This is a genomic window from Providencia sp. PROV223 (genome assembly GCF_028479245.1).
Taxonomy (GTDB): Bacteria; Pseudomonadota; Gammaproteobacteria; order Enterobacterales; family Enterobacteriaceae; genus Providencia; species Providencia rettgeri.
The window spans coordinates 136,708-159,382 of record NZ_JAMPNG010000008.1; the positions used below are offsets into that span (position 1 = coordinate 136,708).

At 40.7% G+C, this 22,675-nt stretch carries 20 protein-coding genes; 14 read left to right on the top strand and 6 right to left on the bottom strand.

Going from position 1 to position 22,675, the window contains the following annotated elements; genetic code table 11:
- Positions 1–197 precede the first annotated feature (197 nt).
- Both PR767_RS11325 and PR767_RS11330 read right to left on the bottom strand, forming a co-directional pair.
- Entirely contained in the window at positions 198–605 is a 408-nt protein-coding gene (locus PR767_RS11325) for a helix-turn-helix domain-containing protein (protein WP_117163030.1), read from the bottom strand.
- 239 nt (positions 606–844) lie between these two features.
- Positions 845–2,017, bottom strand: a complete 1,173-nt coding sequence (locus tag PR767_RS11330; RefSeq protein ID WP_272520360.1) for an MFS transporter — start codon at positions 2,015–2,017, stop codon at positions 845–847.
- 333 nt (positions 2,018–2,350) lie between these two features.
- Between PR767_RS11330 and ivbL the strand changes: the two genes are divergently transcribed.
- The 4 genes from ivbL (at position 2,351) to PR767_RS11350 (ending at position 5,384) form a co-directional block, all read left to right on the top strand.
- Positions 2,351–2,440: an ilvB operon leader peptide IvbL gene (ivbL, locus tag PR767_RS11335; protein ID WP_109912586.1), complete on the top strand. Its 90-nt coding sequence runs from the start codon at positions 2,351–2,353 to the stop codon at positions 2,438–2,440.
- Positions 2,441–2,543: 103 nt separating this feature from the next.
- On the top strand, positions 2,544–4,241 hold the full coding sequence (ilvB, locus tag PR767_RS11340; protein WP_117163032.1) for an acetolactate synthase large subunit: 1,698 nt from the start codon (positions 2,544–2,546) through the stop codon (positions 4,239–4,241).
- A 2-nt stretch (positions 4,242–4,243) separates the two neighbouring features.
- A complete protein-coding gene (ilvN, locus tag PR767_RS11345; RefSeq protein ID WP_004914949.1) occupies positions 4,244–4,528 on the top strand; it encodes an acetolactate synthase small subunit in 285 nt (94 codons plus the stop codon).
- Between the two features lie 193 nt (positions 4,529–4,721).
- Positions 4,722–5,384 (top strand): hypothetical protein, encoded by a 663-nt coding sequence (locus PR767_RS11350; RefSeq protein WP_117163033.1) that lies wholly within the window; start codon positions 4,722–4,724, stop codon positions 5,382–5,384.
- Here PR767_RS11350 and PR767_RS11355 read toward each other — a convergent pair.
- Positions 5,381–5,938: a helix-turn-helix domain-containing protein gene (locus PR767_RS11355; RefSeq protein WP_109912583.1), complete on the bottom strand. Its 558-nt coding sequence runs from the start codon at positions 5,936–5,938 to the stop codon at positions 5,381–5,383. The genes PR767_RS11350 and PR767_RS11355 overlap by 4 nt on opposite strands.
- A gap of 215 nt (positions 5,939–6,153) precedes the next feature.
- Here PR767_RS11355 and PR767_RS11360 point away from each other — a divergent pair, with 215 nt between their 5' ends.
- Both PR767_RS11360 and PR767_RS11365 read left to right on the top strand, forming a co-directional pair.
- Positions 6,154–6,906 carry a sulfite exporter TauE/SafE family protein gene (locus PR767_RS11360; RefSeq protein ID WP_004914942.1) on the top strand — a complete coding sequence of 251 codons (753 nt, stop codon included), beginning with the start codon at positions 6,154–6,156 and terminating at the stop codon, positions 6,904–6,906.
- Positions 6,907–7,000: 94 nt separating this feature from the next.
- Positions 7,001–8,284 (top strand): MFS transporter, encoded by a 1,284-nt coding sequence (locus tag PR767_RS11365; protein ID WP_109912624.1) that lies wholly within the window; start codon positions 7,001–7,003, stop codon positions 8,282–8,284.
- A gap of 47 nt (positions 8,285–8,331) precedes the next feature.
- Here PR767_RS11365 and PR767_RS11370 read toward each other — a convergent pair whose 3' ends face one another.
- Entirely contained in the window at positions 8,332–10,020 is a 1,689-nt protein-coding gene (locus PR767_RS11370) for a hypothetical protein (RefSeq protein ID WP_272520361.1), read from the bottom strand.
- A 614-nt stretch (positions 10,021–10,634) separates the two neighbouring features.
- On the opposite strand from PR767_RS11370, the gene PR767_RS11375 reads away from it, so the two are divergent.
- From PR767_RS11375 to PR767_RS11385, 3 genes are all read left to right on the top strand, one after another.
- Positions 10,635–11,981 carry an NCS2 family permease gene (locus PR767_RS11375; RefSeq protein WP_004914933.1) on the top strand — a complete coding sequence of 449 codons (1,347 nt, stop codon included), beginning with the start codon at positions 10,635–10,637 and terminating at the stop codon, positions 11,979–11,981.
- A 263-nt stretch (positions 11,982–12,244) separates the two neighbouring features.
- A complete protein-coding gene (locus PR767_RS11380) occupies positions 12,245–13,894 on the top strand; it encodes a Na+/H+ antiporter (RefSeq protein ID WP_004914931.1) in 1,650 nt (549 codons plus the stop codon).
- Positions 13,895–13,951: 57 nt separating this feature from the next.
- Complete coding sequence (locus PR767_RS11385; RefSeq protein ID WP_272520362.1) at positions 13,952–14,851, top strand: carboxylate/amino acid/amine transporter; 900 nt, start codon at positions 13,952–13,954, stop codon at positions 14,849–14,851.
- On the opposite strand, the gene metR is transcribed toward PR767_RS11385, so the two are convergent.
- The gene (gene metR / locus PR767_RS11390) at positions 14,736–15,692 is read right to left on the bottom strand and encodes an HTH-type transcriptional regulator MetR (protein ID WP_004914926.1); all 957 of its coding nucleotides are present in this window, start codon (positions 15,690–15,692) and stop codon (positions 14,736–14,738) included. The genes PR767_RS11385 and metR overlap by 116 nt on opposite strands.
- 108 nt (positions 15,693–15,800) lie before the next feature.
- Between metR and metE the strand changes: the two genes are divergently transcribed.
- The gene (gene metE, locus PR767_RS11395) at positions 15,801–18,074 is read left to right on the top strand and encodes a 5-methyltetrahydropteroyltriglutamate--homocysteine S-methyltransferase (protein ID WP_272520363.1); all 2,274 of its coding nucleotides are present in this window, start codon (positions 15,801–15,803) and stop codon (positions 18,072–18,074) included.
- 214 nt (positions 18,075–18,288) lie between these two features.
- Here the strand turns inward: metE and PR767_RS11400 are convergent, their stop codons facing one another.
- Entirely contained in the window at positions 18,289–18,678 is a 390-nt protein-coding gene (locus tag PR767_RS11400; RefSeq protein ID WP_109912578.1) for a YidB family protein, read from the bottom strand.
- Positions 18,679–19,060: 382 nt separating this feature from the next.
- Between PR767_RS11400 and ltnD the strand changes: the two genes are divergently transcribed.
- Genes ltnD through otnI form a run of 4 tightly spaced genes read left to right on the top strand, consistent with a single transcriptional unit; the run spans position 19,061 to position 22,667 of the window.
- The gene (gene ltnD / locus PR767_RS11405; RefSeq protein WP_004914916.1) at positions 19,061–19,969 is read left to right on the top strand and encodes an L-threonate dehydrogenase; all 909 of its coding nucleotides are present in this window, start codon (positions 19,061–19,063) and stop codon (positions 19,967–19,969) included.
- Positions 19,966–21,243 carry a 3-oxo-tetronate kinase gene (gene otnK / locus PR767_RS11410; RefSeq protein WP_110731420.1) on the top strand — a complete coding sequence of 426 codons (1,278 nt, stop codon included), beginning with the start codon at positions 19,966–19,968 and terminating at the stop codon, positions 21,241–21,243. Before ltnD ends, otnK begins: the two co-directional genes overlap by 4 nt.
- Positions 21,236–21,877: a 3-oxo-tetronate 4-phosphate decarboxylase gene (gene otnC / locus PR767_RS11415; RefSeq protein ID WP_109912576.1), complete on the top strand. Its 642-nt coding sequence runs from the start codon at positions 21,236–21,238 to the stop codon at positions 21,875–21,877. Before otnK ends, otnC begins: the two co-directional genes overlap by 8 nt.
- Positions 21,878–21,887: 10 nt before the next feature.
- On the top strand, positions 21,888–22,667 hold the full coding sequence (gene otnI / locus PR767_RS11420; protein WP_272520364.1) for a 2-oxo-tetronate isomerase: 780 nt from the start codon (positions 21,888–21,890) through the stop codon (positions 22,665–22,667).
- Positions 22,668–22,675 lie beyond the last annotated feature (8 nt).

Below are 22,675 nucleotides of genomic sequence, written 5' to 3' on the forward strand. Positions count from 1 at the left end.
TAATATATATCTAGAAAATATTATTTTTTATTGGAATGATAAAACAAATACAGAACCGAAATATTAAGAGTTTATTAATTCTAAATTAAGAATTTCTTAAATAAATAAAAAAAACCCCAGCAATTAAATTACATGGGGATTTGTATTGGTAGTGTTATAAAAAAAAGAAATATAAATTTTATTTTCATATTAGCGTATCAAGCTACTTTAGGTTCCAGTAGTAATGGGTCATTTTGGCTTTCACCGGACAGGCGGTAGATTGACGGTGACGTACCTAAATAAGCTCTAAATCGCTTTGCAAAAGATTGCTGGGAGTCAAATTGGTATTTTAATGCAATATCAATAACCTGAAGTTCAGTGGAGCATAGGTCTTTAGCAGCTTCACAGATCCTTCTTCGGCGAATATATTCACCTAAAGGCATACCAACAACTTTTCTAAATACTCTTTGTAAATGCCATTTTGTATATCCTGATTTTAGTGCAATATCATCAAGTAATAGACGACTGGTTAAGTTCATTTCAATCCAAACTAATATTTCATTAACAACTGTAGATTGAAATTCTGTGTACTTCCCATTATAGGGAACAGGGATTTCTTTATACATAATATCTTCCTATTAGTTACTTTTTAATCTTATCCCTCATTCAGTAAATAGCCAATAAATAAATAGTAAACAAAGTTGAATTCAGTTTGTTAATTGGCAAAACAGACAAAACACCGATTTTTAATTAGTTTATAGCCAGTAGAGTTTATCTTAAGGAGATATATTCATCATATCGATTAACAATAGATGAAATTATTACGCTCTCTGAATATAAAACCATCGTACAGTGATATCACTTTTCATTGGTGTTTGGGGATATATTTTTTTAGCTTCCAAAAACTAATTAAAATTATAGCGGAAATGATTACAGATAGAACATTCATCGTCTGCCATCCGAGAGTGAAGAAAATAACGCCTGCTCCTAAACTGCCTATTCCACCGAAAAAATAGATAAGAAAATCAGTCATGCCTTGTACTTTAGCTCGCTCATGCATTTCATATGTATGGGGTAAGAGATTGGTGGTACTGATTAAAAGCAAATTCCAAGCAACACCCACAAATATGCCCGCCAACAAATAATTGTAAAAGTGGTTACCTAGCAGGTTCATCGTTGCTGATAAAATTAACAGTACGATACCGCAGAAAATAATGCGTTTTGTCCCTAAATGATGAATTAATGTTCCAGTGAAGAATGATGGTGCAAACATACCTAATACATGGAATTGAAATACAATCGCAATAGAGGAAAAGGCGAAGTCATGTTGTTTCATAGATAACGGTATCGAGGCAAAAGTAAAAACCACAATGGCATACCCAGCTGCACTGACAATAGCGATTAATTTTAAAATAGGTTGTGAATACAATGCACTGTAGTTGCGTTTGACTAACACTTCATCCGATGGCGTTTTCACTATTTTCTTTAAAGGCACAACGAGTAATAGAATAAATGCGATCACATAAATGGCGGCTAACGTGATGAACGGCCCTGCAAACGGGTATTCTGTAAAAAAGCGTTGGGTGGTAATGGCTAATGTTGGTCCGATTAAGGCCGCAGCAATGCCTCCACTCATAATAAGGCCAATAGCTTTTGCTCGTAAAGAAATAGGTGCTTCTTCAATTGCGGCAAAACGGAATTGTTGTGCAGTACCAATAGCAATCCCAGTGAAAAACAACCCGATGGAAAAATACACTAAATGACTTTCTATCACACCAAGAATAGAGAAGCCTGCACCGATTAACCCACCGATGTTACCAATAATAAAGCCCACCCTTCTCGAATATTTTTGCATTAAAAATGCGATCGGAATAGTTGCTAAGATTAAGCCAACGTACTGACTTACCAGTGGAATAGTTGCATAAGTTGGGTTGGTAGCCAATTTTTCGCCAATAACTACTGCTACAGAAAGGACAATCGCATTTCCTGTGATAAATAATGCAAGTGTGATAGTTAACCACCAAACGGATTTTGGCATATATCCCTCTGTCTATTAATTAAAAATCAATTGGTTATATTTCTTACATTGAGGGAATAATCCCTCTGAATGCGGCAAAGGATACAACTTAAAGTTGACTTTAAGTCAAGGTCTGCGATGGTATTTTAAGTAGTGATTAATGCTATATTTTTTTATTTTAATGGATAATGTCGCTGCTGGTGCGAGATGTGATGAGTGTCGCAATTACTATTCCTTTGGGATAAAACAAGAAAAAATGATTGTCATGCTGGGAAATTTATGTTCTTTTAATAAAAGAAACTGAAAAACAATAATCAATAAATTAGACAGACTAAACAGGAAGAACCCGTGAACATGACGACTAATCACTTAAACCTACTACTAACCGCGCCACGTGCCGCGGTGGTCGTGCGTGTGGTGGTGGTCGTGGGCTTAGCGCCGTAACGGGTACAAATCAACGCAGATTTAGAAACCCCGCCGGCGCAAACCGAGCGGGGTTTTTTATCACCTCTCGCTCGGATCCGCAGGCTAGCAAAGGATAATTATGATGAGCGAATCGGGCACCACAACACCACATAAAACCCGCTTTACGGGCGCAGAATTAATCGTACATTTACTGGAAAAACACGGTATTACCATCGTTTCTGGCATTCCAGGAGGAGCGGCTTTACCTTTTTATGACGCATTAGGTCAAAGCCAGAAAATCCGTCATATATTGGCTCGCCATGAGCAAGGTGCAGGTTTTATTGCTCAGGGAATTGCACGTACCACGGGGAAAGCCGCGGTTTGTATCTCTTCAAGTGGTCCTGGGGCAACAAACTTAGTGACTGCTATCGCTGATGCAAAATTGGATTCTATCCCGCTGGTTTGTATTACGGCTCAAGTTTCTTCGTCAATGATTGGTACAGATGCCTTTCAAGAGGTTGATACCTATGGTATTTCGATTCCAGTCACCAAACATAATTATTTGGTTCGTAATATCAATGAATTGCCACGAGTGATTTGTGATGCTTTTCGTATTGCAGAGTCAGGCCGCCCTGGGCCTGTTTGGATTGATATTCCAAAAGATGTGCAAACTGCCACTATTGAACTAACTGAAATACCAGAAGTATTACCGAAAGATAAAGCACCTGCATTTGATATGGAAAAAGTTCTGCAAGCGGCTGAAATGATTAATAAGGCGAAACGTCCAGTACTGTATTTTGGTGGTGGGGTAATTAGTTCTGATTCGACAGAAACAGCGATCGCATTCGCGGAAAAGGCTTCATTACCGACAACCATGACATTAATGGCACTTGGCACTATTCCAATGCGCCATCCATTATATTTAGGAATGTTGGGTATGCACGCTGCCGCAAGTACTAATATGATCATGGAAGAATCGGATCTATTGATTGTGATTGGTGCACGGTTTGATGATAGAGCGATAGGTAAAGCAGAGAAATTTTGCCCTAACGCAAAAATTATCCATGTGGATATTGATAAAGCAGAAATCAGCAAAATTAAGCGTCCAGATATCGCTATTCATGCAGATGCAGGGCAAATATTGGAATTATTATTGCCTTTAGTAGAACGCAATGAACGCACAGATTGGATGGCGAAAGTGAATCAATTAAAAGAGCAATATCCATTGAATTTTAGCGAGGCTGATAACCCGCTGAACCATTATGGCTTGGTTCTGTCTACGGCACGTGCGGCTGGTGAAGAGGCGATTGTGACAACGGATGTTGGGCAACACCAAATGTGGGCGGCTCAAGCATACCCCTTGTCTCGACCACGTCAATGGCTGACATCAGGTGGGTTAGGTACCATGGGCTTTGGGCTGCCTGCTGCCATTGGTGCAGCGTTGGCAAAACCCGAAAAAACCATTGTGTGTTTTTCCGGTGATGGCAGTTTGATGATGAATATTCAGGAATTGGCCACCGCAGCGGAGCACCAACTGAATATCAAAATTATCTTAATGAATAACCAAGCATTAGGGATGGTACATCAACAACAAGATTTATTTTTTGAAAATCGCATATTTGCTGCAGCTTATCCGTATCAAACCGATTTTATTAAGATTGCTGCAGGGTTTGGTTTGCAAACTTGCGATTTAAATAATGAAGCAGACCCAGAAATGGCATTAGAAGCGATAATGAATACCAAAGGTCCATGTTTGATCCATGCCTTGATTGATGTGAATCAGAAGGTATATCCAATGGTTCCACCGGGTGCAGCTAACATTGATATGATTGGAGCGTAATTATGGTATTTGAACATCATCCGATTGCTTTAGAGCTAATTGTTCGTAATCACCCAGGTGTAATGTCACATATTTGTGGTTTATTTGCACGCAGAGCATTTAATGTTGATGGCATTCTATGTATGCCGATTAAAGATAAAGATGAAAGCCGTATATGGCTATTAGTACAAAAAGATGAGCGTTTGCCGCAAATGATTAACCAAGTTGAAAAATTAGAAGATGTTCGGGAAGTACGCTTTAGTGATGATTTGCGTCTTTTCGAAACAATGCAAAATTATTTGCAGTAATTCTGAGGTAAATTTTATGACCTAGTAGCCCATACCAACAGTATGGGCTATTTTCTTTTATGTTTAATCATAGCGATAATTAGGGTTTCCTAAACCGAACGAAAGTGGTATAAATTCAGTTACTGAATAATGATTTTTTGAACGCATTACAGGTTTGCATTTGGTAAATTGAATAATAAACAGGTATAAATTTATGCAAAATAACATCTATTTATCGAACACTTATCAATATGAAATTGAAACAACCATACTGGCACAAGGGAATGATGATGAAGGTCATTGGGTGGCTCTAAAAGACAATATTTTCCACCCACAAGGTGGTGGGCAACCCATGGATACAGCTTGGGTGAATGATATTGCTGTTCGCATTAAGAAACAATTGGGTGGTTTAATTGTAGGATACCTACCTGACGGCGTTACTTTTAGTCAAGAAAATAATGTGGTTGCAAGGGTAGATAAGGAAAAACGTCAGCGTTACGCTGCGCTACATACCGCAGGTCATTTGTTGAATTGGGAATTACGTCGCTTTGGCTGGCTGGCACAAAAAGGCCATCATTTTCCTGATGAATCTCGAGTAGAATTTAGCATGATGGAAGGCGATGTCACTCCTTTTGATAAACTTGATAGCCAATATATCGAAGATATTGTTAACCAAAGCATACGCAGTGGGCGAGCCGTTGCAATAAAGCAAAAGGGGGATTTGCGGATCAGTTACATCGACCAAACTGAAGAAATGCCTTGTGGTGGAACGCATGTTTCTTCGCTAGATAATATTCAGCATTTTTCAATTAAGTCGATGAAATTTAAAAAGGGAACATTGCGCATTAGTTATGATGCACAACATGCCTTAATTTAAACACTATCACTAAGATGAGAGTAAGTCATGACGACGGTGGCTTGGAGCTCCCCTTCCATGCATAGATAACTGTGTGGGAAATCACCACTGAAAGCATAGAAATCCCCCGCCTCCAAAAGGATATTTTGGTCGTTATGCAACCGCAACATGAGTGAGCCAGAATTCACCATAATGTGCTCGTGAGTTCCACTCATATGGGCGGGGCTATTAATGATAGCGCCTCTTTTCATGGTTAATTGCCAGATTTCAGAGATATTTCCCATGCTAATGCGAAATTTAAACTGTTGTGAATACTCTTTTTCACTGGGAGTGGCTTTAAGCAAGTAGGGATAAGCTTCATGTTGCCGCGTAAACAAATCGCTGAGAGGAAAGCGTAGAGCAATGGCGATCGACTCTAATGTGTCGATGCGTGGGTTTGAATCACCAGATTCCAGTTTGGATAAAGCGGCTTTCGAAATCCCTGATAAACGAGATAGTTCGTTTAGCGAGAGATCCCTTGCTTGCCTAAGTAAACGAATTTTCTGCCCTATTTTTAAATTAATTTTTTTATCCACAATGTGTCTTTACCTGAATTTTAATTTATTGTGCTAGTTCTGTATCACTCAGAGAAGTAAATTATACACTCTTAGTTGTATATTGTATTTAAAGTGGCTATTTTGTTTTTTGATATAGATTTGAAATTTAAAAAAAACCCTACAAAAATAAAACTATTTTCTGTATTTGAAAAAATCTATAGTGAGGACGTTAAAAAACTTCTGGAGTTAAGGTCATGCCGTTTGAATTGTTATCACCAGAAATGGCGATTTGTTTCTCGACATTGTTGTTTGCTTATTTGGTTTTTGGCATGGCGGGTTTTGGTTCTGCTCTTATTGCAACCCCTGTATTAGCCATGTATTTGCCGTTAAACATGATTGTTCCAATCCTTGCATTAATAGATCTAACCGCTGCAGTTTTAAATTTACTTAAAGATGGTAAAAATGCGGATTATCAGGAAATTAAATGGATAATTCCATTAATGATAATCGGGAGTTTAGTTGGTGCTGCGATTTTATTAAAAACGCGTCCCGATATACTCGTATTATTACTTGGGTTATTTGTTGTCGGTTATGTCTTACATGCTTTTTTTTCTAAAAAATCAAAATCACCTTTTTCAAAAGCGTTGGTTGTCCCATTTAGTTTAGTGGGCGGTGTTTTTAGTGCTTTATTTGGCAGTGGTGGTTTTATCTATGCCATGTATTTATCTAGCCGAATTGAAGATAAACAGCGTTTTCGTGTCACTCAAATGACGTTAATTGGCTTTAGCACGCTGACTCGAGTGGTGATATTTTTAGTAATGGGTGTGTATCTCAATCTAGATATTTTATTGATTGCTTTAGCATTTTCCCCTGCCATGTTAATTGGTACGTGGGTTGGTCGGCATATAACATTAAAAATTTCACGTGAAAGTTTTTTAAAAGTTATTAACGTCATAATTTTATTATCAGGTATTGTGCTGCTTTATCGATATTTTTTCGTCCTTTAAGTATTTAGAATATTAAAAATAGTTTTATAAAGATAAATAGCAGAATATATGAGTCGTGTTACAATCACCACGAACATTATTAGTTTTACTAGTAATGATGCGGTTTTTTATTTTTCATAATAATCTATTTTATGGAGTTAAAATCTGTTCTTTTGCTAAAAAGAAACGGGTTAATTTCAACATGAGCTCTGATAATCAGCGTTTACAAAATTTTCGACGTTCCCCATCTTTTGCTATTTTTACCATTACAATGAGTATTGCTGTCATTGGTATCGTTATTGGGCTAAGTATTCCAATGGTGGCTCTTAGGCTAAATAATTATGGTTTCAATGAGTTGTATATTGGCATTATTTCTGCGGCTCCTGCATTAGGTATGTTTTTAATTGCCCCTATGGTTCAACGTATTGTGCGTTGGTCAGGTAAGCGAAAGGCAATGCTATTGGCAACCCTCGTTTCTGCCATTAGCCTATTGCCATTATTGAGTACGTTACCACTTTGGCTGTTATTTCCATTACGGTTAGTTACGGGTTTAGCGAGTGGCGTGATGATTTGCTTGGGAGAAACGTGGATTAATGAATTATCCCCTGAAAATAAGCGGGGTCGGATCTTAGCAATCTATACTACCGTGTTCACAGTAAGTCAGCTACTTGGGCCTTCATTTATTGCTTATTATGGTGTGGAAGATAAATCGCCTTTATTGATTTGTACGTTGATCCATTTAATCTCTGTAGTGCTATTTATTTTAATGGATCAAAAAGTTGGTGACCGCTTAGCTGAAAATGCCGCGCAATCTAATTTTTCAATTATTCAATTTGTAAAAATTGCACCGGGTATTTGTGGTGGAATTTTATTTTTTGCTTTTTTTGATGGAACCATTTTATCGATGTTCCCAATTTATGGTATGGGAATGGGGCATACAGAGGCGGTTGCTGCATTAATGATTAGCGCCATCCTTGCTGGAGATGCCATTATGCAGTTACCTTTTGGCTGGCTTGCAGACCATATGAATAGAGAAAAACTGTACCGAATTTGCGGTATTATCACACTCGCAGCTAGCTTATTATTACCCTTCCTTATTACTCAACCTTATCTGATTTGGGTTCTGTTATTTATCTTAGGAGCCACGGCAGGGGCAATTTATACGATTGCCTTGGTACAAATTGGCCAATATTTCAAAGGGAATGAATTGATCATCGCTAATGCAGCGGCGGCCATGCTATGGGGAATTGGTAATTTATCAGGGCCATTATTGGCGGGAGTGGCGACTTCAATCTCACCAGTGGGCTTACCGGTGCTATTGGTTCTGTCTGTGGCAGTATTTTTATGGTTCACACGAGAAAAATATAGCGCTCAAATGGTTGAACAAGTCAGCCCATAAAGCGCATTTGTGGTGCCCTACTTAAGCTAGAGAGCACCACAAATAGATTATTCAATAACTTTATACACAACAAGGTTTTCTCGGAATTCATCTGGCCGATGATTGTGCCAGAATAATTCCATGCCTTGCGGTGCAGGTTTGATTGTTTTCGAGAGTACAATTAACCAGCGGCATTGTTCAGGTTTTTCAAAGCGGTCTTGGCGTTGGTGTAATACGCCAGTGTAATAGTAGAGCATCGGTGCTTCAGATTCGCCAATATTATCAGAAGCCATACAATCGTTTTTTGTAAACTGGCCTGCTAAATGCTGGTTTAAATCGACAAAAACCCCTTCGAAACCTTTTGCGTAGTCTATCCAGCCCAAAAACAAGGTTAAAATTATCCCCCAAGCGGCACATAGGCCTAATAACCAATTTTTCATCATGTGAAAAGCCGGTGAGATAAAGTTTGGAATAATTTTATTGCGTAAAAACCACACTAATGTAATCAACAGACCACTGATAAATGCAATGGAAGAAAAGGGCATTTGGTAGCTCATGGGAAGCCAGCGACTAAATGGGGTTAGCCATTCTTGTTGGTGGCCAGCCAAGGTGATGAAATAGCAGAGCCATAAAAACAGAATGAGTACAGTCCATAAAATAGCCGCAAAGCGAGCGATACCATTAAGAATTTTTTCAGGGAAACTGAGTAGTGTTAGGGTTCCTAATATGGCCATGGGGGCAACAAAAGGGAGTAAATATAGCGCGCGACCAGAAGCTGAAATCTGTAAAAAAATGATACCTAATAAAGGAAATAGCGCCAGCAGAAACTCATTTGAATTAAATAAACGTTTAATCGGGTGCCTTAGAAAATAAGCGACAGCCAGTAAACCAGAAGGAAAGGCAAATAAGGAAACTGCCGCTGGAATGCGAGTTAAATTAGCTTTTGCCCCTAATTTTTCAACCGAAAAACCAAAGAAGCGGCCGATATTGTTTTCCCAAAACCACACAAGAAATAAATCGGGATGCTGAAGATACAGTTGGATAGGCCAAGGTAAAATGGCGATAAGCGCGATTAACCCCGCCGTTAAACTGTATAACCAAAACTGCTTAGTTCGGCATTGAGCAAGAAAAATAGGTGATAAAAAAAGGCAAATCCAGAGAACGCCAGGAATAAAAACGCCTTTTGACAACATGGTGACGATGGTCCCAAGAGATAACCAAAGTGCAGACATGCGCATTTTTTGTTGTTGTATCAGCCCCAATAACCCATATAAGCCAATAGTTGTTCCTGCCATTAGTGCAACATCGGTAAACATATCATGGCTATGCCTGATAATACCGGGAGCACAGGCATACAGTGCAAAAGCGACCCAAATCCGAGTATCAGTGAAGTCTGTGGCTTGGAAAAAACGACGCGCCAAAAGGATAAAAAATGAAAAATTAATAACCGAAAAAATTAAGCTTGCACTACGGGCTGCATCATAAAGTGGCATCAAGCTTGATAACCAATGAGAGGTAATCGTAGCAACCCAATAATAAAGCGGAGGTTTTTCCATAAATGGTTCACCCGCATTTGTGGGAACTAACCATTTACCAGTTTCATACATAGTTTGAATAATACCAAAACTATAATTTTCATCTTGCTTCCAAGGGCTATGGCTATATATTCCTGGTAATAAATACAGAGCAAGAAAACTAATAAAAAGCAGTAAAATACTCCGCTGTAATATGATTAATGGTGCATTCTTATTTGACATTTTAATACGTTTTATGTGTTTTTTACTTGATTAAATTGAAACTATAACTGCGGTTGATAATAATTGAGCTTATATACTTAAATATATATTTACTCAGTGAATGATATTTTTTTAATGAAAAACAATAAGAAATGTATTTTTAGCCACATTTTTAACAGACGCATATTACCACCAGTAAATAAGTTTTTAGCTATTGGTTTTGTAAGCAAATATTCTTGGATTGTATCAAAAAAATAACCTTCCACTTTAAACAGACATTATATGAAAGGTATTTAGCTATTTTTACGTAAAATAAATGTAACTAAAAAGAATCATTATTTGAAAATAATGTTCATTGCTTAAGAGCCTATATATTTGGGAGCGGGGGAAAGAACAAACGGGTAAGAAATGCTAAAAATGCTTGATCATTCCCCCTGTTTAGAATGATAATTGCTCCCTTCACGATACGTTTTATTCTATTTTAAAAACCAAACGATTGCGCAACTGTTTTTATTGGGATTTTTTCTCAGCCAGTTTGTTTTTTCTTAAAAACGTAATCGTTTACGTCAACGTATAAATTAGTCGTTAGCAGTATTTGAAAGTCGTCGTTTTCCATTAAACAGCAGAGGTATACCATGTCAGGCCAACAGGCTTCATCCAGTTGCAAATTGGATTCATTTTTCAAGATAACAGCGCGCGGCTCTTCAGTTCGCCGTGAAATCATTGCAGGATTAACCACATTCTTAGCGATGGTTTATTCTGTCATCGTTGTACCTGGCATGTTAGGGCAAGCAGGGTTCCCACCAACAGCGGTCTTTATTGCAACTTGCTTAGTGGCTGGTTTTGGTTCTTTATTGATGGGGTTATGGGCCAATCTACCGATGGCGATTGGTTGTGCTATTTCACTGACTGCATTTACCGCATTTAGTTTGGTATTAGGGCAGCAAATTAGTATTCCTGTGGCATTGGGCGCTGTCTTTTTAATGGGGTGTTTGTTCACCATCATTTCTGTGACAGGTATTCGTAGTTGGATTTTACGCAATATGCCAATGGGTATTGCTCATGGCACAGGTATTGGTATCGGCTTATTTTTACTGTTAATAGCTGCTAATGGGGTGGGTTTAGTGATCAAAAACCCAAATGCAGGCCTGCCTGTTGCTCTAGGTGAATTTACATCTTTCCCTGTATTAATGTCATTAGCTGGGTTAGCGGTCATTTTTGGTTTAGAAAAACGCCGCGTTCCGGGTGGCGTATTACTTGTTATTATTGCAATTTCAATTATTGGTTTAATTTTTGATCCTGCGGTTAAATATCAAGGCTTTTTCAAGTTGCCTTCATTGGGTGATGATGGGCTTTCATTAGTTTTCAATATGGATATCATGGGCGCATTACAGCCAATGGTATTGCCAAGCTTACTTGCATTAGTGATGACCGCTGTTTTTGATGCAACGGGGACTATTCGCGCGGTGGCGGGACAAGCCAATTTATTGGATAAAGACGGCCAAATTATTGATGGTGGTAAAGCGTTAACCGCAGACTCCGTGAGCAGTATCTTTGCGGGGGCGATTGGCGCATCTCCTGCTGCTGTGTATATTGAATCTGCAGCGGGTACTGCTGCTGGTGGTCGTACAGGCTTAACCGCAGTGGTTGTCGGCGTACTGTTTTTACTCATTCTCTTTTTATCGCCACTTTCTTATTTGGTACCTGCCTATGCAACGGCGCCGGCATTGATGTATGTTGGGCTTTTAATGTTAAGTAATGTCTCTAAGCTTGATTTCGATGACTTTGTAGATTCAATGTCTGGTTTATTGTGTGCGGTATTCATTGTTCTGACTTGTAATATCGTCACGGGTATCATGTTGGGCTTTGCTGCTTTGGTTATCGGCCGTATTTGTGCAGGTGAATGGCGCAAATTGAATATTGGCACAGTCATTATTGCGGTACTTTTAGTGGCGTTTTACGCTTCAGGATTGGCAATCTAAAGTATATTATTTCAATAGGGTGGCTAATGTTGCCACCTTTTTAACTTATTGTATTAATTAATCGTAAAGTCTCAATTTTTTCCCCGAAAATGGATGGCTAAGGATAAAATAGAGAGAAGGCGGTTAATCAAGTGGATGTGCATGATTTCCACTGGTGAATGGCTGGGTTTTAATAATCATGGTCTGGACGGTGCTATCTCTTACTATGCGGCGGCAGGCAATATTTTAGGTTCTAGTCGCTAGGTTAATTCAGTAAGGGCAACATGGAAATTTTCTTTACTATTCTTATTTTGATTTTAGCTGTCTCTGTTTCAGGGGTTGCCGCTAAAATTCTTCCTATTCGTATTCCTCTTCCTCTCATTCAAATTGCTATTGGTGCGCTATTAGCTTGGCCTCAATTCGGCCTACATGTCACCTTTGACCCAGAACTTTTTATGGTTCTGTTAATTCCACCTTTGTTGTTTGTTGATGGGTGGAAAACGCCAACACGCGAATTCTTTCAAAACGGTCGAGAAATTTTTATTTTAGTGTTGGTTCTTGTACTGGTTACAGTGATTGGGATTGGTTATTTAATTTACTGGCTGATGCCAGGTATTCCATTGATTGCAGCATTTGCTCTAGCGGCGGTGTTATCACCAACCGATGCCGTTGCCTTATCATCCATTGTCGGAAAGGGGCGTATCCCTAAACGAATGATGAGTGTGCTAGAAGGGGAGGCATTGATGAATGATGCCTCTGGTCTGGTAGCATTAAAATTTGCAGTAGCAATTGCCATGGGGACGATGGTATTTAGTGCCTCTGGCGTCACCATTGAATTTTTCAAGGTCGCGATTGGTGGGCTACTCGCGGGTATTATCGTGACTTGGTTATACAGTAAATCATTACGTCTAATGAGCCGTTGGAGCGGTGATGACCCAGCAACCCAAATTGTGTTTATGTTATTGCTACCATTTGCTTCATACATGATAGCGGAACATATTGGTTTTTCAGGTATTTTAGCCGCTGTTGCGGCCGGTATGACTATCACAAAGTCTGGGGTTATCCGTAACGCTCCATTAGCGATGAGACTACGCGCTGATAGCGTTTGGTCTATGCTTGAATTTGTCTTTAACGGGTTGGTTTTCATCATGTTAGGGCTTCAATTGCCCGGTATTTGGGAAACGTCTGTTATCCAAGCGGATCTCGACCCAAGCGTAGAAACTTGGATGCTATTTGCGGCAGTAGCCATTATCTATTTTGCTCTACTGCTATTGCGTTTCTGTTGGCTATGGCTGATGAAAAGGTTTAGCCGTTTATTCTTAAAGAAAAAACCACTGCAATTTGCTAACTATACCGTACGTGAGCTTTGGCTAGCCTCTTTTGCAGGGGTACGCGGTGCGATTACCTTAGCGGGTGTGCTTTCTATTCCGTTATTTTTAACCGATGGTTCACCATTCCCAGCGCGTTATCAGCTAGTATTTATTGCCGCAGGGGTTATCTTATTTTCCATTTTTGCAGGTGTGGTCGCTTTACCGCTTCTGCTACGTAATTTTACCGTGGGAGACAAAGAAGCCGATGCCAATGAAATTCGAATGGCAAAAGCCGCAATGGCAGAAGTGGCGATTGTTAGCTTAAATAAGATGCAGGAACGTTTATCTGCTGACGTTGATGAAAAACTCGATTCAGAAGATATCAGTGAAGTCGCTTCCCGTGTGACAGGTTATCTAAGACGACGTACGGCAGGGCAAGATGAAATTGATCATAATTTGCTGGTTGAAGACCTTGAACGACGTTTTCGTTTGACGGCATTACGTGCGGAGCGTGGTGAGCTTTATCACTTACGTGCAACCAAGAAAATCAGTAATGAAACGTTACAAACGCTGTTGGTTGATCTGGATTTATTAGAAGCCGTTTTGATCGAAAAAGAGCATTAAAACCAAAAAGCGAGTATTCTAGCCGACATTGTAAAGTTTGGGGCGAAATACAGCATTATGTGGTTACTTGTTATCACGACGCTGCTTTGGGCAGCGTCGTTTAGTCTTATCGGCGAATACCTTGCGGGCCAAGTAGATAGTTGGTTTTCAGTACTTGTAAGGGTGGCACTGGCTTCGCTAGTTTTTTTACCTTTCCTACGTTGGCGCCAGTTTAGCGCTAAAGTGATTGCACTTTATATGCTAGTGGGTGCTTGCCAACTTGGCATCATGTACCTATTTGTATTCCATGCTTATCAATACCTTACCGTTGCCGAATTTTTGCTTTTTACAGTATTAACACCACTATATGTCACGTTAATTTATGACTTACTAGAACGGCAAAAGTTGCGTAAAGGTTATTTGTTTAGCTCACTATTGGCGGTAATTGGCGCGGCAATTATTCGTTATGACCACTTGAGCGAATCTTTTTGGTTAGGTTTGCTTTTTGTGCAGCTAGCAAATATCTTTTTTGCGATTGGGCAGGTGGGGTATAAGCGTCTGATGGAGGTGCATCCAATCCCTCAACATCAGGCTTTCTCATGGTTTTACCTTGGTGCAACGTTAATTGCATTACTAGGGTGGTTGCTATTTGGTAATAAATCGATGATGCCGACAACAACTTTCCAGTGGGGTGTCTTACTGTGGTTGGGGATTGCAGCTTCAGGCGTTGGCTACTTTATGTGGAACTATGGCGCAACCAAAGTGGATGCTGGAACCCTTGCTATTATGAATAACATGATGGTCCCAGCGGGGTTATTAGTTAATTTTGCTATCTGGCAACAACATCCGGATTGGCTGAGTTTTACCATAGGATCGAGCCTAATAGTTGCTTCTCTTTGGGTGCATAAGCGTTGGATCCTTTCGCGGCCTTCACATAAGACAAGTTCTCCACAGCGTGATCCGTCGTCGTCTCAGTAAACGCCTCAATAGCTGGCTGGCGCTGCTCTCCTTCACGGCAAGCGGCATACAGCCGGCTCCACAAACCGCTACCCAAGGTTTTGGTTTTGATCAACCCTTGTTTTTCAAATGAATCAACTGCCCAGTGAGGCAGTGCGGCAATGCCCATTTTAGCTGCGACCATTTGAATTAAAATTAATGTGTTATCAACATTTTTCACATTAGGTGACACGCCTGCAGGTTGCAGAAAATGGCGCCAAACATCGAAGCGATCCCGTTGTACCGGGTAGATAAGCAACGTTTCATCCGCCAAATCATGGGGCTCAATATGCGGTCTTTTGGCTAGCGGATGGTCATTCGCCACAATCAGCTTCACTTCATAATCAAACATTGGCGTATAGTGGATGCCTTGATCTGGCAAAATGTCAGAGGTCATCACAATATCCAATTCCCTTGAAAGTAACTCAGGCTGTGGGTCGAACGTCACCCCAGATTTAAAATCGATGCTAACTTGAGGCCAAGTTTGTCTGAATTGCTGTAATGCAGGGGTCAACCACTGAATGCAGCTATGGCATTCAATAGCGATGCGTAACGCACAAACCCCAGGCTCATTACATACTCGAATGGCATCTTTTACTAATGGCAGAACTTGTTGTGCTAATTGTAATAAGACTTCTCCTTGTGGCGTAAAGCGCAATGGTTGGCTTTTACGAACAAATAACCGGAAACCTAATCGATGCTCTAAATCACTAAATTGGTGTGATAGAGCAGATTGTGTCTGGTGCAAGTGTGTTGCTGTTGCCGCTAATGAACCGTATTGGCTGAGCGCTTGCAATGTTTTTAGATGTTTTAATTCGATCATGAGAAACCTTCACGGTGACAATGAATAATTTGCGCTTGTGCTTTATACAGTACCTGTTGATTATGGATGTGTAAACATCTAGACGGCTAAATATTTCAAGGGGTCAATATGTCTGTTATAAATCATACACTTGGATTTCCACGTGTCGGTCTAAAAAGAGAGCTCAAGCGTGCACAAGAAGATTATTGGGCAGGTAAAATTGATCAGGCCACACTATTAGAAACCGGTTATCAGTTACGTGTGCGCCATTGGCAGCAACAAAAAAATGCGGGCGTTGAGCTATTACCTGTTGGTGATTTCGCTTGGTATGACCAAGTGCTGACAACCAGTTTGCTATTGGGCAATGTACCGCCACGCCATCAAAATGAAGATGGTTCGATTGATTTGGATACTTTATTTCGTATTGCTCGCGGTCGCGCACCAACGGGCAAACCTGCTCCAGCAGGCGAGATGACGAAATGGTTTAATACTAACTACCACTACATCGTGCCTGAATTTCAAAAAGGGCAACAATTTTCGCTGTCTTGGACACAACTGTTTGATGAAGTCGATGAGGCATTAGCATTAGGCCATAATGTGAAACCGGTTATCATTGGTCCTATTACTTACCTTTGGTTAGGTAAAGTGAAAGGTGAACCGTTTGACCGCTTATCATTATTGAATGAAATATTACCTGTTTATCAGGAGATCCTGTCGCGCTTAGCAGAAAAAGGTCTTGAGTGGGTGCAAATTGATGAGCCTGCATTAGTGTTAGATTTACCAGAGCAATGGCAGCAAGCTTATCAGCAGGCTTACCAAGCGCTGTCAGGCCAAATAAAATTACTGCTAACCACCTATTTCGATGGCATTAGTCACCATGTAGACTTGATTAAGCAACTCCCTGTGCAAGGTCTACATGTTGATGTGGTTGCAGGCGCTGATGATATTGAAAAATTACACCAAATACTGCCAGCAGACTGGGTATTATCACTAGGAATTATTAATGGTCGTAACGTATGGAAGGCTGACTTAGGGGAAAAATTCTTACAGGTGAAGCCGTTCTTAGGCCAGCGTGATATATGGGTAGGAACGTCATGTTCATTACTACACAGCCCAATTGACTTAAATGATGAGACACGTTTAGATGCTGAGGTGAAAAGCTGGTTTGCTTTTGCTATCCAAAAATGTGAAGAACTTGCTCTGTTAACAAAAGCGTTAAATCAGCCAACAGACAGCCATATTGCTGAATTAGATACATACAGTGCACCTATTCGAGCGCGTAGAACATCAGCTCGTGTGAATAATGCATCAGTAGCTCAGCGTTTAGCAGCAATCAGCGAAGGGGATACAGAACGTTATAGCCCCTATCCACAGCGAGCAGCACGCCAACGTCAACGCTTTAACTTACCATTATGGCCGACAACCACGATTGGCTCATTTCCTCAAACAAGTGAAATCAGAACATTACGTTTAGACTTCAAAAAAGGGAATGTGGATAAAACCTACTATCGCACCAATATTAGTGAGCATATTAAGCAAGCCATTAAAGAACAAGAAATTTTAGATATCGATGTCCTTGTGCATGGTGAAGCTGAACGTAATGATATGGTGGAATACTTCGGTGAGCACTTTGATGGTTATGTATTTACCCAAAATGGTTGGGTGCAAAGTTATGGTTCGCGTTGTGTAAAACCCCCAGTGATCATTGGTGACATTAGTCGCCCAGAAGCGATTACAGTAGAGTGGGCAAAATATGCTCAGTCCTTAACGGAAAAACCGGTCAAAGGGATGTTAACCGGCCCAGTCACTATTCTATGTTGGTCATTCCCGCGTGAAGATGTGAGCCGTGAAACGATTGCGAAACAAATTGCGCTAGCCTTGCGTGATGAAGTCGACGACTTACAAAAAGCAGGTATCGGTATTATTCAAATCGATGAGCCTGCACTGCGTGAAGGGTTACCATTGCGTCGAGACGAGTGGGCGGCTTACCTCAAATGGGCGGTTGATGCTTTCAAACTCAGTGCTGCGATTGCGGATGACGACACACAAATTCACACCCATATGTGCTATTGCGAATTCAATGACATCATGGATTCCATTGCGGCATTGGATGCCGACGTGATCACGATTGAAACATCACGTTCAGATATGGATTTGTTAGATGCATTCGAAGATTTTGATTATCCAAATGAAATTGGTCCAGGAGTGTACGATATTCACTCACCAAATGTACCTAATGTGGAATGGATTGTTGCGCTATTAAGAAAGGCAGCGAAGCGTGTTCCGGTTGAGCGCTTATGGGTAAACCCAGATTGTGGCTTGAAAACTCGCGGCTGGCCAGAAACTCGCCAAGCATTAGCCAACATGGTTGAGGCAGCGAAACAGCTTAGAAATGAGCAGTAAAATGGCGACTAGTTAGTGTGTCAAAAAGGCAGGGAAACCTGCCTGAGGTTGTTGACAAAGCGGGATAAAAGCGTGGTTTTTCCCGCTTTGTGTTATCAGCCGAAAATCAATAAATTGATTTTCCTCGTTTATTTTCAAAACCTATTCGACTTGTCGCCAAACATAATATGTTTTCAGCAGTCTGAGGCAGGGAAACCTGCCTTTTTAGAAAATATTAACCAAATAATTTGGATTTCAGTAAGTTCATACCGATAGAAGCCAAATCGAGGTTTTCTGGAACTTCGCCATTTGGTGTGGCGCTGTCAACTAACTGAGGAAGATATTTAGCAATCATTTGTGAGGTTGCTTGAGGTTCTAAGCCTACCTGTTGAGCCAATTCTTGGATATTCGCATTTCCAAAAACTTGCATTAATTGGCTGGCATCGATAGGTAAATTATTCCCTTCACTGATCCACGAGGCAATAACACCACCTAAGCCTTGTTCATTAAATTTTTCGATAACACCTTGAAGGCCACCTTGATTCTCAACCCAGTTTATTACTGATTGAAACTGTTGCATTTTATCGCCTGCAACCATACCCATCATTTGCTCAAACAACCCCATGTTATCTCCTAGGCAATCTGCCAATTTATGCTCTCATTCATAGTATGGAGCATTATTCAAAAAATTGTAGTCGGCTATTTTCAGCAATTTAAGTTTTAGGTCAATAGAAATGATGCATTGAATATAGCCCAGTAAAAAAACCACGGTTTGGCATTTGTGAATTAAACGTGAATAAACATAATGTGCATCACATTTTTTATCACATTATCCTGTGAAAGTGTGTTTGAGGTGCGGTGTTTTTTATTTTGTTTTAATTCAACTTGTTATGCTTTATTTGTTGGTTTTTTATATTATCTCAAATGTGATATTAGTCATGTGTTTGTGAATTTTATTGTGTGAAAATTCACAACAGTCACGAAGATTAACAACATCAGGGGTCATTATGGGAAATTTCGTTAATAAAATTGGCGTGATTGGCCTAGGTTCTATGGGGATGGGGATCGCACAATCTCTTATAAAAAATAACATTCCCACCTATGGATTTGATTTAAACCAAGATGCATGCAAAAGCCTATTTAATGCAGGAGCAATTGCAGTGGGGCAAAATGCAGCGGAATTTGCCCATGAAATTGATGCTTTGTTGCTGGTAGTGGTTAATGGTCGTCAAGTTGAAGCCATTTTGTTTTCGGGTGAACAGCCTTTAGTTGAACAATTACGCCCCGGCACAGTTATTGTGCTGCACAGTACCTTGGCTGCGGAACAAACTAAAAATATCGCTCAGCGACTTGCTGTATATCAATTACCCCTTGTAGATGCGCCTATTTCAGGTGGCTCAATTAAAGCCGCTGAAGGGAAGTTGACCATCATGGCTTCAGGTGAACCAGCTCTATTTGAGCAGCTTTCACCCGTATTTAACGCTATTTCTGAGCGCTTGTATCGAGTAGGGAATGAAGTTGGCTTAGGTTCAACCGTCAAAACGATTCACCAGTTATTAGCTGGGGTACACATTGCTGTTGCGGCAGAAAGTATGGCTTTAGCCGCCAAAGCGGGTATTGAGCTTGACGTGATGTACGACATTGTCACTCATGCAGCTGGAAATTCATGGATGTTTGAAAACCGTATGCAACATGTCTTAGACGGTGATTATACGCCAAAATCCTCAGTAGATATTTTTGTCAAAGACTTAGGGCTAGTGATGGAAACTGGAAAAGCACTAAATTTCCCATTACCACTTGCTTCAACAGCTCATCAAATGTTTATTTCAGCGAGCAATGAAGGCTTTGGTCAACAGGATGACAGCGCGGTGATTAAAACATTTAAAGGTATTACTTTACCGGAGAAAAAAGCATGACAGTGAAGTTAGGCGTAATAGCAGATGATTTTACCGGTGCGACAGATATTGCAGGCTTTATGGTGCAAAACGGTTGGAAGGTTGTTCAGTTATTGAATGAACCCAATGAGAGCACACCAGTACCACAAGATGTTGATGCGATAGTGATTAGTTTAAAAAGCCGCTCTTGTCCTGTCGATGAAGCCGTCAGTGCATCGACCAATGCAGGTAATTGGCTGAAACAAAAAGCGCATTGCCAGCAAATTTTCTTTAAATATTGTTCGACGTTTGATTCAACCGAAAAAGGCAATATTGGCCCCGTTACGGATGCATTAATGGCGCAACTGGGTACAAACTTAGCATTAGTTTGCCCCGCGCTACCCGTTAACGGTAGAACGGTGATTCATGGACATTTATTTGTGAATGGCCAGCTACTTAATGAAAGTGGCATGCAGCACCATCCTGTAACGCCAATGACCGACGCAAATTTATTGCGTGTGATGGAAAAACAATCAAAAGGTCAAGCCGGTCTAATCAAACTTGAAGATATTCAAAAAGGCAGTGAGGTTGTTAGCCAAAAACTGACCGAGTTAGCCCAACAAGGTGTGAGTTACGCGGTTGTTGATAGCTTAACAATGGATGATTTGCTCCCTATCGCACAAGCGGTTAAAGCGATGCCATTGTTGACAGGGGGTTCCGGTCTCGGTGCTGCACTGGCCAATGTGGATAGCCAATGTCCATGGGGCGGTACAACGCAACGAGGTGAAAAGCCAACAGGGAAAAACAGGAAAACAGTTGTTTTATCGGGAAGTTGCTCGGTAATGACTAACAAACAAGTTCAGGCTTATCAGCAAGTTGCTCCTGTAAAAATGTTGGATGTGGGTGAGTGTTTAAATAACCCTGAGTATGCCAAAACATTGGCAGATTGGGTGCAAGCACAGCAACTAACGGGTTTGGCGCCAATGCTTTATGCCACTCAATCACCTGAATTACTGAAAAAAACACAAGAGAAATACGGTGCTGCGGAGTCGAGTTTCGCGGTCGAGAAGGTATTTGGCGAGGTCGTCGCGCTGTTGCAAGCGAAAGGGTATGACACCTTTATTATTGCGGGTGGTGAAACCTCCGGAAAAGTGGTTCAAAGCCTTGGGACAGAACAATTAAGTATTGGCTCACCAATCGCCCCAGGTGTGCCATGGGTACAGGACTTAGCAAGCGGTAACTGGTTAGCGTTGAAATCAGGTAATTTCGGCCAAGAAAATTTCTTCCAGTTTGCACAGGAGATGTTTAATGAGTGATGAAAAGGCGCTGCGCCAAGAGTTAGTCGATTGGGCTAAATCAATGTTTAACCGTGGTTACAGCAGCGGTGGTGCAGGAAATATTAGTGCTCGGTTACCTGATGGTTCGATTATTGTGACACCGACAAATTCCAGTTTTGGTGATTTAGACCCTAGCAAACTGAGTAAACTCGATGCACAAGGAAATTGGATTGGGGGAGATAAACCGACAAAAGAAGTTTCTATGCATATGGCGATGTATTTGCAACGCCCTGATTGCCAAGCGGTTGTTCATCTTCACTCACCTTGGTTAACGGCGTTGTCTTGCTTGCCGGGGTTAGATACAAAAAATTGTTTACCTCCAATCACACCTTATTATGTGATGCGAGTGGGGAAACTGCCATTGATTGAATACTTGCCACCGGGGGATGACCGAATTGGTGAGGAAATTGCAAAATTAGCACCGACACATAATGCGGTATTGCTGTCGAATCATGGTCCGGTCGTGGGTGGCAAAACGTTAAGACAAGCGTTCTTCAATGCAGAAGAGTTAGAAGATACCGCTCGTTTATATATCACATTACGCCCACATGGCTTTACAACATTAACGCAAGAGCAAGTTGAACAGCTCGAAAGTCGTTATCCACAAAAGTAGCGAGGCGAAAATGGCTAAATTTGCTGCAAATTTAAGCATGATGTTTACCGAAGTGCCTTTTATACAGCGCTTTGAACGTGCTGCGAATGCGGGGTTTAACGGTGTTGAATATCTCTTCCCTTATGAAGAAGATGCCAATGTCATTGCGGGTGAACTGAGCAAACACCATTTAACACAGGCCCTGTTTAATATGCCTGCGGGAAATTGGGCTCAGGGAGAGCGTGGTATGGCTTCGCTCCCGGGTCGTGAGAGCCAATTTGCCGAGGGCGTACAAACTGCATTGAAATACGCAAAAGCATTAAGCTGTAAACAAGTTCATGCGATGGCGGGGAAAGTGAATGAAAATTATACACTTGAACAACAAACCGCGTGCTATATCAAAAATATTCAATATGCGGCAGATGTGATGGCTGAGCACGGTATTCGTGTGCTTATCGAACCCATCAATACCCGCGATATGCCTGGATATTTTTTGACGACGCAAAAACAAGCGGAAGCATTACTACCTGAAATTAATCGTGAAAATGTATTTATCCAGTTGGATTTATATCACTGCCAAATTATGGAAGGTGATTTATTGAAAACAATTGAGCGTTTATGGGGTAAATTTAGTCACATTCAGATAGCGTCAGTCCCATATCGTCATGAACCGGATAGCGGTGAAGTCAATTACCCATGGATTTTTAAGCAGTTGGATGAAATGGGTTATGAGGGTTGGTTAGGATGTGAATACCATCCTGCAGGCCGCACCGAAGATGGATTAGGCTGGCTTAAACAAGCAAATTCATAATTAGGAGA

Excerpts from the sequence above, each read along its gene's own strand:
- PR767_RS11325 (WP_117163030.1), bottom strand. The coding sequence starts at position 605 with ATGTATAAAGAAATCCCTGTTCCCTATAATGGGAAGTACACAGAATTT.
- PR767_RS11330 (WP_272520360.1), bottom strand. The coding sequence starts at position 2,017 with ATGCCAAAATCCGTTTGGTGGTTAACTATCACACTTGCATTATTTATC.
- ivbL (WP_109912586.1), top strand. The coding sequence starts at position 2,351 with ATGACGACTAATCACTTAAACCTACTACTAACCGCGCCACGTGCCGCG.
- ilvB (WP_117163032.1), top strand. The coding sequence starts at position 2,544 with ATGAGCGAATCGGGCACCACAACACCACATAAAACCCGCTTTACGGGC.
- ilvN (WP_004914949.1), top strand. The coding sequence starts at position 4,244 with ATGGTATTTGAACATCATCCGATTGCTTTAGAGCTAATTGTTCGTAAT.
- PR767_RS11350 (WP_117163033.1), top strand. The coding sequence starts at position 4,722 with ATGCAAAATAACATCTATTTATCGAACACTTATCAATATGAAATTGAA.
- PR767_RS11360 (WP_004914942.1), top strand. The coding sequence starts at position 6,154 with ATGCCGTTTGAATTGTTATCACCAGAAATGGCGATTTGTTTCTCGACA.
- PR767_RS11365 (WP_109912624.1), top strand. The coding sequence starts at position 7,001 with ATGATGCGGTTTTTTATTTTTCATAATAATCTATTTTATGGAGTTAAA.
- PR767_RS11370 (WP_272520361.1), bottom strand. The coding sequence starts at position 10,020 with ATGTCAAATAAGAATGCACCATTAATCATATTACAGCGGAGTATTTTA.
- PR767_RS11375 (WP_004914933.1), top strand. The coding sequence starts at position 10,635 with ATGTCAGGCCAACAGGCTTCATCCAGTTGCAAATTGGATTCATTTTTC.
- PR767_RS11380 (WP_004914931.1), top strand. The coding sequence starts at position 12,245 with ATGGAAATTTTCTTTACTATTCTTATTTTGATTTTAGCTGTCTCTGTT.
- PR767_RS11385 (WP_272520362.1), top strand. The coding sequence starts at position 13,952 with ATGTGGTTACTTGTTATCACGACGCTGCTTTGGGCAGCGTCGTTTAGT.
- metR (WP_004914926.1), bottom strand. The coding sequence starts at position 15,692 with ATGATCGAATTAAAACATCTAAAAACATTGCAAGCGCTCAGCCAATAC.
- metE (WP_272520363.1), top strand. The coding sequence starts at position 15,801 with ATGTCTGTTATAAATCATACACTTGGATTTCCACGTGTCGGTCTAAAA.
- PR767_RS11400 (WP_109912578.1), bottom strand. The coding sequence starts at position 18,678 with ATGGGGTTGTTTGAGCAAATGATGGGTATGGTTGCAGGCGATAAAATG.
- ltnD (WP_004914916.1), top strand. The coding sequence starts at position 19,061 with ATGGGAAATTTCGTTAATAAAATTGGCGTGATTGGCCTAGGTTCTATG.
- otnK (WP_110731420.1), top strand. The coding sequence starts at position 19,966 with ATGACAGTGAAGTTAGGCGTAATAGCAGATGATTTTACCGGTGCGACA.
- otnC (WP_109912576.1), top strand. The coding sequence starts at position 21,236 with ATGAGTGATGAAAAGGCGCTGCGCCAAGAGTTAGTCGATTGGGCTAAA.
- otnI (WP_272520364.1), top strand. The coding sequence starts at position 21,888 with ATGGCTAAATTTGCTGCAAATTTAAGCATGATGTTTACCGAAGTGCCT.